Source organism: Streptomyces sp. NPDC040405 (genome assembly GCF_055595765.1).
Genome location: NZ_JBVIVI010000022.1, coordinates 26939 through 40020, shown reverse-complemented (window position 1 = coordinate 40020; position 13082 = coordinate 26939). Strand labels below are relative to the sequence as shown.

General features: G+C 72.1%; 10 protein-coding genes. All 10 read left to right on the top strand.

What is annotated here, in order from left to right; translation table 11 throughout:
• Positions 1 to 135: 135 nt before the first annotated feature.
• Positions 136 to 1158, top strand: coding sequence for a conjugal transfer protein (locus ACZ59A_RS42870; protein ID WP_470970762.1), 1023 nt, complete (start codon positions 136 to 138; stop codon positions 1156 to 1158).
• A gap of 8 nt (positions 1159 to 1166) precedes the next feature.
• Positions 1167 to 1469: a hypothetical protein gene (locus tag ACZ59A_RS42865; RefSeq protein WP_470970759.1), complete on the top strand. Its 303-nt coding sequence runs from the start codon at positions 1167 to 1169 to the stop codon at positions 1467 to 1469.
• Positions 1466 to 2065, top strand: a complete 600-nt coding sequence (locus ACZ59A_RS42860; RefSeq protein WP_470970757.1) for a hypothetical protein — start codon at positions 1466 to 1468, stop codon at positions 2063 to 2065. Before ACZ59A_RS42865 ends, ACZ59A_RS42860 begins: the two co-directional genes overlap by 4 nt.
• A complete protein-coding gene (locus ACZ59A_RS42855; RefSeq protein ID WP_470970756.1) occupies positions 2065 to 4737 on the top strand; it encodes an ATP-binding protein in 2673 nt (890 codons plus the stop codon). Before ACZ59A_RS42860 ends, ACZ59A_RS42855 begins: the two co-directional genes overlap by 1 nt.
• Complete coding sequence (locus tag ACZ59A_RS42850) at positions 4734 to 5132, top strand: hypothetical protein (protein WP_470970753.1); 399 nt, start codon at positions 4734 to 4736, stop codon at positions 5130 to 5132. The genes ACZ59A_RS42855 and ACZ59A_RS42850 overlap by 4 nt, the downstream gene beginning before the upstream one ends.
• A gap of 7 nt (positions 5133 to 5139) precedes the next feature.
• A complete protein-coding gene (locus tag ACZ59A_RS42845) occupies positions 5140 to 7695 on the top strand; it encodes a hypothetical protein (protein ID WP_470970751.1) in 2556 nt (851 codons plus the stop codon).
• Positions 7692 to 8816 carry a C40 family peptidase gene (locus tag ACZ59A_RS42840; protein WP_470970749.1) on the top strand — a complete coding sequence of 375 codons (1125 nt, stop codon included), beginning with the start codon at positions 7692 to 7694 and terminating at the stop codon, positions 8814 to 8816. The genes ACZ59A_RS42845 and ACZ59A_RS42840 overlap by 4 nt, the downstream gene beginning before the upstream one ends.
• Positions 8810 to 9496 carry a hypothetical protein gene (locus ACZ59A_RS42835; protein ID WP_470970747.1) on the top strand — a complete coding sequence of 229 codons (687 nt, stop codon included), beginning with the start codon at positions 8810 to 8812 and terminating at the stop codon, positions 9494 to 9496. Before ACZ59A_RS42840 ends, ACZ59A_RS42835 begins: the two co-directional genes overlap by 7 nt.
• A complete protein-coding gene (locus tag ACZ59A_RS42830; RefSeq protein ID WP_470970744.1) occupies positions 9478 to 12081 on the top strand; it encodes an ATP/GTP-binding protein in 2604 nt (867 codons plus the stop codon). The genes ACZ59A_RS42835 and ACZ59A_RS42830 overlap by 19 nt, the downstream gene beginning before the upstream one ends.
• Before the next feature lie 62 nt (positions 12082 to 12143).
• Positions 12144 to 13013 carry a replication-relaxation family protein gene (locus ACZ59A_RS42825; RefSeq protein WP_470970742.1) on the top strand — a complete coding sequence of 290 codons (870 nt, stop codon included), beginning with the start codon at positions 12144 to 12146 and terminating at the stop codon, positions 13011 to 13013.
• Positions 13014 to 13082: the final 69 nt, after the last annotated feature.

Below are 13082 nucleotides of genomic sequence, written 5' to 3'. Positions count from 1 at the left end.
GTTGGTTGACCACGGCATGGCCAGCCGGATGTGACCCGGTCGTGACTGTGGTCAACGTCGGCTGGCCAGCGGACCGGTCACGCGCGGCGGGTTGTCTCCAGGTATTCGGCTGATCGCTTCTGACCTGGAGGTCGTATGTCTGTGTTCCGACGCCGCGAGGTGTCGCTGGAGGCCGGGCAGCCGCCGTCAGGGACGGCGGTCCCGGTGCGGCTGCTGCGTGCCCGTCGCTGGGTCCGGCTGGGCCGGGTGGGGATGTGGGCCGCGCTGGCCGCCGGCCCGGCCGCGCTGCTGCTGATGGTTGGCAGCTCGCCGGACGCGGCCCCGGTGCAGAAGGAGACCGCGGCGCCGCGGCAGGTGCGGGGCGCCGCCGACCCTTCGGGGTACGCCGAGCTGTTCGTGACGCTGTGGCTGCGCAGTGATGGCCGGGGCGAGGAGAACGCGGCGGTGCGCAGGGTCCGTGCGATGGCTCCGGAGGTTGATCTGCCGGAGCCGCGCGAGAGTGCGCAGCCGGATGCGGGGCTGGAGCGGGTGATGGCGGTGCGCAGTGCCCGGCTGGCGGGCGGCGCGTGGTCGGTGACCGTGGCTGCGCAGTTCTCTGGCGGCCAGGTCCGCTACTTCGCGGTGCCGCTGGTGATGTCGGGCGGCGGCGGGGCGTTCGTGGTGACGGCGGGTCCGGCTCGGGTGGCCGGGCCGTCGGCGGCGCGGGTGCCGGAGTCGGCGTACGGCGTCTCGGTGCCGGAGGGCAGCGAGCTGGCGTCGACGGCGGGCGAGTTCTTGTCGGCCTACCTGACCGGCGGCGGGACGGGTGAGGTGGAGCGGTACTTGGCTCCGGGGGCGCGGTTGGCGCCGGTGGGCGGGGCAGTGTACGAGCGGGTGGAGGTCGAGCAAGTGTCGGCCGATGATGCGGTGGCCAAGGGAAAGGTGCAGCAGGACGGTACGGCGGTGCGGGTTCAGGTGCGAGTGCGGGCGGTTGATGAGACGGCCGCCTGGCCGCTGGTCTACAGCCTGCGGATGTCGGCGCGGGCCGGTCGCTGGGAGATCGCGGCGCTGAACACCGGCCCGGAGAGTGCCGGGCGCGCCCATGGGGTCGACGTCGGCCGGTCGGAGGCGTCGCCAGGCGGGGACCGGTCGGTGCGGGCTGCTGGCGGTGTGCGATGAGCCGCGGCATGGTGCTGGCGGGCAAGCTCGATGACCTGGGGAACAGCTGGTTGGGCATGCTCGGCGACTGGGCCGACAAGGGTCTGCCGGTGGCGCTGTCGTGGATCGTGATCCTTGAGCTGGTGCGCCGCGGAAGCTTGAAGGCCGGGATCGGGGCCCTGCTGGCGATGGCCGTCGCGCTGGGCATCTACGCCTCAAAGTTCAGCCTGGCGGCGATCTTCGAGGACGAGGTCAACAACCCCGCAAAGTCCTCTCCCGCGGTGACTCGAGTCGTGGACCGGATCGGCCCGCCGACTCAGGGGCCGCGGTGAACGGCCAGGAGCGGCGGGTCAGCCGGACGTACACCTCGGCGCGTCGGCATCCATGGGTGCTGGGGCGGGTCGGTGACTGGAAGATCCCGCTCGGCCCGTACACGCCGCCGCAGCTGGCGGTCGCGTTCGCCGGGGCGGTGCTGCTGATCAAGACGTTCAGCTGGTGGTCGTGGCTGGGGCCGGTGCCGGTGGCGGCGTGGGCGGTGGCGGTGTGGATGGCGCGGCGGACGCGGATCGGGGGCCGGTCCCCGTGGGCGGCGCTCGGTGGCTGGGTCAGCGTGCTGTTGCAGCCGCCCCCCGGACGGATCGGCGGCCGCCCGGCGCGGGATCGCCAGCCCAAGCTCCTGCTGGGGGCGTTCACCATCGAACCGCCCGCCGCCGCGGCCGGGGTACTCCCGCCGCGCGCACCCGTGTTGAAGCCGCGTTCGGACCCCGCTTCGGCACCGCCGGAGCGAGCGGCCCATGAGCGCCGGGCCCGGCGCCCGCAGCGTTCCCGGCGCGGCCGCGAGCAGGCGGTGCCCGTGCCGCAGACCGCCCTTCAGCAGCTGCTGGGCGCCAGTGCATCCGATGAGCAGACGAATGGGAGGGGTCAGTGATGCGTGTGCCCATCCGGCATCTGGCCGGGCACATCCTGTGGTCCGCGCACGGAGGGGTGTGGGGGATCTGGCGCGTCACCGCGGTCGGTGGCCGGTACGTCCCGGAGCAGGTCCGGGAGGAGGTGCTGGGCCAGGTGACGTCCTTGGTCCGGTCCTTGGAGGGCTCCCCGCGGCTGTTCGGGCTGTGCGCGCAGGTGGATCCCGCCGAGGTGGCCGAGCAAATGGTCACCGGGGTGGATCTCGAGCGGTGTCCGGCCTGGGCGCAGACGGTGGAGGCGGGTCTGGATCTGCTGGAGGAGCAGGAGATGCACACCCGGACCCTGTGGCTGGCGGTTCCGCTGTCGGCGCCTGGCCGCGGCCGGAATGCGGTGTCGGCGGTGGTCGGCTCCATCCAGGCGGATGTGCAGGCCGCGCTCGGGCTGCCGCCGACGCCGGTGCGCCGGGAAGAGGTCGTGGCCTACCAGGAGCAGGCCGAGCGGGTGGCGGCCGCGCTGGGCGGCGGGCTGCCGCTGCGTCCGGCCAGCCCGGCGGAGATCGTGTGGATGGTGCAGCACGCCGTGCACCGCGGTATGGATGAGCCACTGCTGTCCGAGGCCGAGCTGGATGGCCAGTACGGCGGCCGGGTGCGCGACGGAGTGCTGCGCTGCCCCTCATACGCGGACCTGGGACAGGTCCGGCTGGCCGAAGGCGGCCACACCGGAGTGCCCCGTCCCGGCGCTGAGTCCGGGGACGAGACGGAAGGGGACCGCGACGGCCCGGGCCGGGGGGCTCGGGCCGGGATGGGCCGCAAGCCGTGGTGGCGTGCCGCAGTCCCCTCGCCCCTGCGGCGCAACTGGCTCCAGGTGGAAGCCGAGGCAGGCACCGGGTATCAGGCGCACCTGGTGCTGGCGGAGGTGCCGCCCGCCGTGGGTGAGGACGTCGCGGATCTGTTCGCGCAGCTGGAGAGCCTGTCCTTCCCGGTCGACTTCCTGGTGGAGCTGGAGATCTGGAGCGCGGACCGCGCCAAGGAACAGCTGCGGAAGAAGAAGAACGAGCTCGTCGACCAAGCCGATCAGTGGGACGCCAAGCCCAGCGGGATGCCCAGCTCGCTGCCGGGCGCGGCTCAGGATCTGGGCGAGGAGGATGCGCGGCTGTCGCGGACCAGCGCGGAGGTCGAGGTGCAGCCGGTGACCGTGCTGACGGTCTGGGGCCGGGACACCAAGACCTGCGACGCGCGGGCCCGGACGCTGACGGGGCTGTTGCGGGGCGCGGACTACCGGGCGGTGCGGCCGGTGGGGTTGCAGGAGCAGCTGCTCGCCGTCGGCCTGCCCGGCGCGGTGTGGCCGCCGAACATCCGGCGGGAGTTCCGGCAGGTCCAGCTGTCCGAGGACTGGGCGATGACCGGGGCGTTCGCGGAGACGGCCGTGGGCGACGGGCGCGGCGCGCTGATCGGGATCGATCTGGACTGCGGCACCGTGCGGCCGGTCCTGGTCGACGTCGCCAACGCGCCGCAGCAGCAGGCCTCCGCATCAGTGGGGGTGATCGGTGATCTGGGCAGCGGCAAATCGGTCCTGGAGAAGCTGCTGTCCATCTCGGTGGTCGACCGCGGGGGGCAGGCGATCGTCATCGACCGCACCCCGGTGCGCGAGTGGGTCGCGTTCGGCGAGACCGCCGCGCCGGGAGCCTGCCAGGTGATCGACGCGGCCGCGGCCCGGATGTCGATCGACCCGCTGCGGATCTTCGACGGTCCGGCCGGAGCCCACTACGCGATGAGCTACCTGACCCTCCAGTTGGGGATCGGGCCGATGACCACCTCCGGCGCGGTGCTGCACCGGGCCGTCGAAGTGGCGGCCGCTTCCCCGGCCCCGTCTATGGCCGCGGTCTTGAGCGCGCTGGAAGAGATGACGGACTCCGATACCGCGGGCGGCCCGGCGCGGCAGGAGGCGGCGCAGACGATGACCGACCTGTTGCAGATCGTGGTGTCCAACCCGCTGGCGGCCATGGTCTTCGACCCCGAACTGCCGCCGCTGCGCCTGGACCATCTCGGCCAGGACCTGGTGGTCATCACCACGGCCGGGCTCACCCTGCCGCCGATGGAGGCCTTCGCCCAGCCCGAGATGCTGCGGCAGCAGCCGCTGGAAGCGCTGATCGGCCGGGCCGTGATGTATCTCATCGCCGCGATCGCCCGGCGGGCCGCGTTCAGTGATCCCTCGCGGTTCTGCCAGATCGTCATGGACGAGTGCTACTGGCTCACCAGCAGCGCGGAAGGCCGGGCCCTGGCACATGAGATCACCTACGACGGGCGCAAGCACAACGCCGCCGCGATCTTCGGCGCACCCGACGAATCACACCTCCACGACCTCAGCGGGCTGCTGGCGTACAAGGCGGTGGGGCGCACCGCCGACCATACGCGGGCGCGGCGGGCGCTGGAGTTCCTCGGTCTGGACGGGGAGGACGAGAGCCTGCTGCGGATGGTGACCAGCGGGCTGTCGCCGGTGGGGAAGGCGGGCCGCGAGGGCGAGATGCTGATGCGTTTTCCGTCGATGCAGGTGGGCCGCGTCAAGGTCATCGTGCCGCCGGTGGGCCGGATTGTGGACCAGATCTTCACCACGCCCGGTGATCTGCCCGGCAGCCGCGTCGATCTGCGCAAGCCCGGACCGGCCGCTGTTCCGGCCCGCGGGGGGCAGTCATGAAGCCGGTCAAGTTCGCGCGGCCGACATCGGCGGGCCCGCGGCGCTACAGCAGGGCGGGGTCCGTTGCCGTCTTCGTGCTGCTGACCGTGGCCGGTGCCGTCCTCGCCTGGGGTCTGCTGACCGGAGGCGAGGCGCTGCTCGACGGTGCGCTCCCCCGGACCGGTAAGGCGTTCACCCCCACCCCCGCTCCATCCTCGTCGACGGCCAGCGGAGTGGAGGGGGCATCGGCGACGCCCGACTGCCCGCCCCCGGCCGAACCGGTGGGCGGCGGCTGCCATGAGCATCTGCCCGGCGAGGCGAGGGGCGCCGACCCCGCGGGCTCGTGGTGGGTGATGCTGCTGGTGCCCACCGGCCTGGCGCTGGTGGTGTACGCGGTCTCCGGGCGGCGGCGGTGATGGCCTCGTGAGGCGATTCGACCGGGGCACGCTGCGCGCGGCCGGGTTCGTCGTGCTGCTCACCGTCGTGTTCTGCACGGTGAACACGACAGTGGCCGCGGCGGCGGACGGCACAGGGGGCGGCGGCGGTCTGCTGGGGCCGCTGAACATCACCTCGTCCGAGGGCGCCCCGCTGAACCGGTACGAACTCAACGCCGACGGCGGAAAGGTGACCAACGTCGGCGGGCAGATCCGTACCTTGTTGCTCGGCGGACTGTTCACGCTGGTGCGGCTGATGGTGGGCCTGTCCTGCTGGCTGATCAAGACCGCTTTCGGCTTCCCGCTGCTGAAGGTGCTGATCCGGCCCGCGCAGCAGGCGTCCGACGAGTACAACAAGATCGTCGTGGACACCCTCGGGCTCAAGGGCCTGCTGCTGTCCTGGGCGTTCGTCTTCGGGTTGATCCTCTTCCAGCGCGGCAAGGTCGGCCGCGGGATCGGCGAGATCGTACTCACCCTGCTGATCGCGGCGATCGCCGCCAGCAGCCTGATCCGCCCCGACTATCTGCTCGGCCGCACCGGGCCCTTGGAGCAGTCCCATCAGGCCGCCATGGAAGTCAGCCAGATCACGGTCAACAGCCACTGGGGCCCCGGGACCGCGGACGACCCGTGCGAACTGGTCGTCGGCCCCGCCCAGGACGCGTGCAACAAGAGCGACCTCCGCGCCGACGCGGTGTCCCAGCCCATCCAGGACGTGCTCACCGACGTCCTGGTCGTCAAGCCGTACGAGCTCCTTCAGTACGGCCGCATCCTCGACCCGAAGGACCCGGACGACAAGAAGGCATACGCCGCACACCTGAAGTGGGTACGCGGCAAGGAATACGACTCGGCGGCGAAACGGGCAGAGCGCGAGGACACCTGTAAAGCGCACCCGTCGCTGAGCGGCCGAGCGCTGGAGTACTGCCTGCGTGGTGAAGACCCTGACGACGCGATCCTTCACGCGGCCGGGGACCTCATCAAACTCAGGACCGATCCGCTGAGCGCGCTGGACCCCTCCGAGGCCGACTTCGACGACTTCATGGAGGACATGGAGGACTCGGGGAAGACCGGCGAGGCCGCCGCCGCGTACGCGAAGGACCCGACCTGGGACCGGGTTGGCGCTGTACTGCTGTTGCTGGTCGCCGTCCTGTTGATCACCGCGCTGGCCAGCACCATGGCGCTGGTGCTGCTGGGCACTCAGGGCGCCGATGTCGGGGCGGCCGCGATCGGCGGCGTCACTTTGGTGTGGGGCATGCTGCCCGGCCCCAACCGCATGGTGGTCTGGCGGTGGGCGTCGATCTACTTCGTGTCGGTCCTGTTGATGTTCGTCACGGCGCTCTTCCTGCCTGCCTTCGGGATCGGCGTGGACGCGGTGCTGATGGACGGCCCGGACCTGTTGGTCGAGCGGCTGCTCCTGGTCGACGCGCTGGCGCTGGCCGCCCTCGCTTTCCACCGTCGGCTCCTGCGCGGCGCCAGCGACTTCGGGTCCCGGATGGCGATGCGCATGCGCTACGCCAAGGTCGGCGGCACGCATCTGCCCGGAGACACCTCCGAGATCGGAGCGGCCCTGGCCATGCACGGCGCAGGCGGGATCGGGCGGGCCCCGGGGCTTTTGGCCCTCGGCGGCGGATCCCAGGCGCATGCCGCATTGAGCACCCGCCACAGGCTCCTCAATCAGTTGTCCGCGCTGACTGACGGGACCGGTATGCCCGTCGACTCCGGGCAGCTGCTGGGCGATGCCGCCGCTGAAGCACGGCGCGGTCTGGCCCCCGCGCTCGTCCCGGGCCTCCTCGGCGCCCGCGCGGCCTACGGCCTGCTCATCGGCCGCCGCCCGGACGACGACCGGCTCGCCCGGCTCCGCAAACCCACCGCCGCCGCTTCGAACGGTGATGGCGGCGATGACGGGAGCGGGGATGGGTCCGGCTCGGGCGGGGGCGGCGGTGCGCGGATGGTCGCCAACCCGCGCACCGGGGAGGTGCTGTACGACCCCAACGACGGCCGTACGCTGCTGGGAACGCGGGTCCACAACCGGCTGGTGCGCTTCCGCGGATACCGCATCGCCCGTGGCGCTGGACGCCTGGGCTACTACTCCACCTACGGGCTGCCCGCCGCCGCTTCCCGCGGCCGCGGCCGCGTCAGCCGGGCGACGCAGGACGCTCGCACCCAGCTGCGCGTCTACGCCAGCCAGGCACGGACCGATGCCCAGGCGTGGGCGCCGGTCGGGCGGGCGGCGGTCCGGGCCGGACGGGCGGTGGACCAAGCAGGCCAGCGTACGGCTACGGCCGCGCAGGTGTACGGCCCGGCTGCTTCGGCTGCTGTGCGCCGCGGGGTGCGGAACACCGCTACGGCCGCTGTGATCGCGGCCTCGCCGAACCGTCCGCATTCGCACATCGGCCGCTCGCGGCCTGCTGCCTCCTCCAGCGCCGGTGTCGACCCGCGTCGCGAGGCGCGGCGGCGGGTCCTCGATTCCCTGATGCAGGCTCAGCGCTCCACCTGGGAGCGGTCGCCGCGCTGGGGCCGGGGCGCCGGGGACGGTGAGGATTCGTGAAGCGGAAGCTGGGGTGCCTCGGGGTGGTGCTGTTCTTCGCGCTGGTGTGCTGTGCGGGGCCGATGGCGATGTCGATGTCGGCGTCGTCGGGATCCGGCGGCGCTTCCTCCAGCGTGGATGTGGCGGCCGTCGGGATTCCGGCCCGCATGCTCAGCGCCTACCTCGCGGCAGCGGAGCATGTGCGCTCCTACCGGCCCCGGTGTAAGGGGATGCAGTGGTCGGTCCTGGCCGGAATCGCCAAGATCGAGTCCGGGCACGCCGCCGGACACCGCGTCAGTGCCCGAGGCGATGTCCGCCCGCGCATCCTGGGCCCGAGGCTGGACGGGTCCGGGGCGGGCGGCAACACCACGGCCATTGCGGACAGCGATCACGGCCGGTGGGACGGTGACCCCGAGGGCGAGCGTGCGGTCGGCCCCTTCCAGTTCCTGCCCTCCACCTTCCGCACCGTGGGCAAGGACGGGAACGACGACGGCCGCAGGGACCCGCACAACGTGGACGACGCGGCGCTGAGCGCGGCGGTCTACCTGTGCGGGAGCGGGAAGGGCCGCGACCTGACACAGCGGCAGGACCTGGAGGCGGCCGTCGGTTCGTACAACCACTCCGATGCCTACGTCGCAGATGTGATCGGCTGGATCAGCCGCTATAGGTCCGCAGGCGACACCCCCTCGGTCAAGCAGGTCAAGGGGGCGGCGCGGACGGTGGTGAGCGCGGCGCTCAGTCAGCGCGGGGTGCCGTATTCGTGGGGCGGCGGAACCGCCAAGGGCCCGTCGTACGGGCACGGCCGCAGCCCGGGCGGGTCCTCGGGGGAGCAGATCCGGGGGTTCGACTGCTCGGGCCTGACTACCTACGCCTTCGCGAAGGCCGGGATCGCCCTGCCGCGGACCGCTGCCGAGCAGGCCGGGGTGGGGCGCCGGATCCCCGCATCCGCCGGAGTGCACGCGCTCCGGCCGGGCGACCTGGTGTTCTTCGGCTACGTGCCGACGGCGGACGGGACGATCCACCATGTCGGCATCTATCTCGGCAAGGGCCAGATGGTCAACGCGCTCCGGCCGGGGACGAAGGTCCGGATCGACCCGGTGAGCGTCATGGACGACTATGCGGGCGGAGCCCGGCCATGGTGACCCCCGGGAGGAAGGGCCCCCAGCAGCAGCGCCTCGCCATCGGTTCAGGACGTGCGGAGGCGTCGCGCTCCTCATCGCGTTCGGGCTGGGTGCTGGTGGCAGCCGCTGCTGCACTGGCGCTGGCCGGGGCGGTACTCCTCGCGCGGAACACCGGCAGCGGCAGCGCACCGGCCGCTCCTCCGCACGCCCCCTCGGTGCCGGCTCCTGCCTCACCAGCGGCCAGTGCGCCAGCAGCACCCGCGCGGTCGGCCAGCCCCTCACCTTATGAACCCGGCCCGCAGGGGTCCCGCGCGCCGACGGGGCACGAGGTCCTGCCGCCGCCCGGCGAAGGGGCCGCCGCTGACGCCGCCATCCAGCGCGCGCTGGAGCGCTCGGTTGCGACCGGTCTGCCTGCCGACACCGAGCAGCGGCTGGCCCGGCTCGGCCGCGCCGTGTGGACGGCCGAGGTCACCGGCCGCGGCCGGGAACGCTGGCCCGGCTACTTCCCCGACGACCAGCAGGTGCGGCCCTACCGCCACTTCCGTATCCAGGCCGCCGTCGCCCGCCGCACAGATGACCGCCGGGTGGTGGTGCACCTGGTGTGGGCCGGGTCCTCGGGATCCGGGTTCCTCGACAACCGCACAGCCCGGGTGGTTCTCACCCCGGCGAAGGGAGGCCGCACGTGGACACCATCACGCTGAAGGCGAGCATGCTGGGCGCTCCGTTCGCCCTGTGGCGCTGGCTGTCGGGGCACTGGCCGTGGCTGCTGCTGGCCGGGGTGCTGATCTACGGCGCGAGCCGGTGGGTCCGAACGCGTCTTGCGGACCGGGCGACCGGGAAGCGTACGGCGGTCGAGCTCGTACCGTCCCGGCGCTTCGACCCCTCCGCCGAGGAGATCTTCCGCTACGGGACACTGCTGGCCCGCTCTGCGGTGGCCAGCCCGTGGTGGGCTCCGCGGCGGGCCAAAGCCGTGCGGATCCGGTTGCGCGCGGACGGTACCCGGCCGCTGTCGTACCGCGTGGAAGCGCCGGCTGCGGCGGCGCACCTGTTGCGGACCACGCCGTATGCGCAGGTGCGCTGCGACAAGACCGCTCCCATCGTGCGGGACAAGCAGCGGAAGTACGTGGTCCGGGCCCAGTTCGCCATGCATGGCGGGGCGGGCGCGCGGCTGAGGGAAGTCCCACTGGAGCCCGATCCGTTGCAGCCGCTGGTGGACGCGGTCGCCGATCTGCGCGCCGAGCTGGGTGATCTGGCGGAAGTGTGCGTGGACTTGCAGCCAGCACCGCGCTGGCGGCTCAAGGCCCGCCGGTGGCAGGTGATTGAAGCCGCGCGCCAGCGTGAACGGCGCGAAGCGAACCGCGCGTCACGGTGGATGCGGCAGGACTTCCGCGAGGTGGAGGACTCGATCGCGCACCACCTCTCGCGTCTGCTGACGCCGGGCAGCTCCGGCCGGGGCGACTACCCGCAGCGGCGCGTGATGATGCCGCCGACGCCTCGGCGGGTGGAGCGGGAGAAGGTGCTGGGGAAGCTGTCCGAGGAAGCGCACCTGGTGCGCGTGCAGCTGATGGTGCGCTGCTCATCGAACACGGTGGCGCGGGCCGAGCGGCGGATGCAGCAGGTCCAGGCCGCGCTTGATGTGTTCGCTGCGCGGACCCGGTTCGCGTGGGTGGGCAAGCTGTGGGGGCCCATCAGGTTCGGTCCCGACCGGCGGCCCTGGCGCGGGGTGTTCGATCACCGCTGGCGTACAGGGCAGATGCAGCCGCCCCGCACGAACTGGGTGCACCTCGAGGAGCTCGCCGGGCTGCTCAAGCCCCCGACCGCGCACTGCCGTCTGCCCTTGCTGTCGGGCGACGTCCCCACCTTCGAGGTCGGGAATCCGGGACTGCTGCTTCAGGGCTGGCATCGCAGCGCGGACGGCCGGTGGAGGCTGCTGGCGACCCGCGAGGAGGAGACCTTGAACGAGGTGGCTGTCGGCAAGACCGGCGGTGGCAAGACCGAACGGGCTCTGTGCCAGGCAGTAGGTGCCGCGCACGCCGGCCACGGGCTGGTGTATGTGGATCCGCACGGCGATTCGTGGAAGCGGGCGGCTCCCTATCTGGCTCACGACGCGATCATGGAGCGGATCGGGCGGATCGATCTGGCCGTCACCGGCCCTCGGTCGCGGGTGGGCTGCTGGAATCCGCTGGGGATGGACCGCGGGCAGCGGGCCCATGAGGTCGTGGGCGCGGCGGTGGATGCTCTGGCCTCCGCGCTGGGGTGGAGTGATGTGACCGCTCCCCGGGCCGTCACGATCGCGACCAAGGCGGTCGAGGCCCTGGTCGCGGTGAACGCCGCGGCCTGCCGGGAGGGGAAGCCAGAGTGTCAGGCCACGCTCTTTCAGGTCCGGCCGCTGCTGGTGGACCCCGGCTTCCGCGAGGCGGTCCTGGGGGTTCTCGATGGGGAGCAGCTCGCCTGGTGGCGCACGTCGTTCGCCGCGATCCCGCCGGACGCGCTGCCCACCGTCCTCAACCCGCTGGACCGGCTGGCCGCCAATCCGGCCACCTACGCGATGCTCGGCAGCCCGGTAGGGGCCTACGACATCCGGACCGCCATGGACAGCCGGATGGTCGTGTGGATCTGCCCGGCCGGCAACGGGCCGACGGACCGGCTCCTGGTGGCCCTGCTCGTACGCGATCTGCTGCGCGCGGGCTTGTCGCGGCGCGAGGTAGACGAGCGCGTGCGGGTGCCGTTCCGGGCCTACCTCGATGAGCTGATCTCGCTGGACGGGGCCGCCGGGACCAGCATCGCGGACATCCTCGAACAGCTGCGGAAGTTCAAGGTGCGGGTGCACGGCATGACCCAGCTGCTCCAACGGCTGTCCCCCGAGGTGCGCGCCTCCCTGATGCAGAACTCGGCGACCTTGTCCACCACCGCCGGGTCGCTGGAATCGATCCGGCACATCACCAACGAGTGGGGAGACCAGGTCGACCCCGTCGAGGTCACCGAGCTTGAGCGCTACCACCACTACATGAGCCTGACCGTCGACGGCCGTCGAATCGGGCCGTTGCAGATGCGGGGCCCTGAGCTGTCCGAGGTCTTCCCCCGGCTCGCCCGGACCGGGGCGGTCGGGGCTCTCAACCGGGCAGCCGATGACATGGCGGCCGCACGGCCCGTGGGCGAGCTGATCGCCATCGCCAGGCAACAGCAGCAACGCGTCGTCGGGTTCCTCACCAGCACCGGGCGTGCTCCTGCCGCCGATTCATCCGGCCCGTCCGAGGCCGCTTCCCCTTCCCGGAGGTACCAGTGACCATCTCCCGCCCAGCCGCTCCAGCGAAGTTCACAGAGACGCTGGCCCATCGTTCTCTGGCCGTGCTCGCTCAGCACCGCGTGGTCAACACCCAGCAGATGCAGACCCTGCTCCAGCCAAGCTCCCGGGCGCGGCTGGCCAACATCCTCAACACCCTGCACAAGGAGCGCCTGGTCGACCACATCACCCTGCCCTCGGCCAATCGGATGCGGGCATGGTTCCTCACCCGCGAGGGAGTCCGCGCCACGGAGAACTGGCCGGAAGTGCGCGGGCGGTCGAAGTACCCGGACACGGGGAAGACCGTCGCCTCGCTGGTCGCGGCGCACACCTGCGCGGTGGTCGACACCCACGTGTGCTTCGTCCGGGACGCCCGCGATCGCGGTGATGAGCACGGTCCCTGGGACTGGGTCCCGGAGACCGTTCACCAGCTGGCCGACGGCGAACTGCTCCAGGCCGATGCGCTGCTGCACTACGGAGCCGCTGACCTCCGCGGCTCGCGGGCTCAGCTCCGGGCCTTTGTGGAAGTTGACCGGGCGACGTCGACCAGCGGCAAGCTCGCCAGCAAGCTCATCCGGTACGCCCGCTTCTACACGCATACGCCGACTCCGGTTGCCGGGCGCCGGTCCGCTGCCGCCCAGCAAACGGGCCTGCCCGGGTGGCAGCGCTGGTACCCGGTCTTCCCGCGGCTGCTGTTCGTGCTCACCAACGCCAGCGCGGTGACGTACCAGAGCCGTATTGAGGATCTTCAGGCCATGGCCGCAGAGCATCCGCTGGTCGCGCAGATGGCGTTGCGGGTGCCGATCGGCGCGGCGGTGCTGTCCGAGTTGGAGGAGCACGGTCCGCGGGCGCCGATCTGGACCCGGGTGGCGCAACCTGCGGAGGCCTGGCGGCTGAAGTACCCCGCGGAGCGCTGTGCGTGGACTGATCTGTAGCCGCTCAAGTCGTGCTCGATTCTGCCTCAAATGCCCCAATAATTATGCCTGTTGCGACGGCTCGCAGCT

Coding starts and splice junctions, on each gene's coding strand:
- ACZ59A_RS42850 (WP_470970753.1), top strand. CDS start 4,734: ATGAAGCCGGTCAAGTTCGCGCGGCCGACATCGGCGGGCCCGCGGCGC.
- ACZ59A_RS42865 (WP_470970759.1), top strand. CDS start 1,167: ATGGTGCTGGCGGGCAAGCTCGATGACCTGGGGAACAGCTGGTTGGGC.
- ACZ59A_RS42870 (WP_470970762.1), top strand. CDS start 136: ATGTCTGTGTTCCGACGCCGCGAGGTGTCGCTGGAGGCCGGGCAGCCG.
- ACZ59A_RS42855 (WP_470970756.1), top strand. CDS start 2,065: ATGCGTGTGCCCATCCGGCATCTGGCCGGGCACATCCTGTGGTCCGCG.
- ACZ59A_RS42835 (WP_470970747.1), top strand. CDS start 8,810: ATGGTGACCCCCGGGAGGAAGGGCCCCCAGCAGCAGCGCCTCGCCATC.